The sequence below is a fragment of the Tsukamurella pseudospumae genome, assembly GCF_001575195.1.
In the GTDB taxonomy this organism is placed as follows: Bacteria; Actinomycetota; Actinomycetes; order Mycobacteriales; family Mycobacteriaceae; genus Tsukamurella; species Tsukamurella pseudospumae.
Window position 1 is genome coordinate 1 of sequence record NZ_LSRF01000068.1, and the last position, 230, is coordinate 230.

Consider the following 230-nt stretch of genomic DNA (forward strand, 5'->3'; position numbering starts at 1 on the left):
ATGAGAAACAGCACCGACGCAACAGTGAGCGCAAGTCCGAGGGGGCCGGACCGCAAGTCGGCGATGGTGGTGGGATCGAGGTAGGCGAAGACGAGGTTGATGACGAATTCGACCCCGACCAGTAGCGCCAACGCGGCGAGCTCCAGGTAGAAGAACGCTCGTCCGAGCTTGCCAAGTCGTGACTGGCATACCGCGAACATGCCGGTTACCAGTGCAATTGCGAAAACCTC

At 60.0% G+C, this 230-nt stretch carries 1 protein-coding gene; it reads right to left on the reverse strand.

The window, feature by feature from the left end:
* On the reverse strand, window positions 1–230 hold a 230-nt coding region (locus AXK60_RS27270; RefSeq protein ID WP_217491800.1), incomplete at both ends, for a hypothetical protein.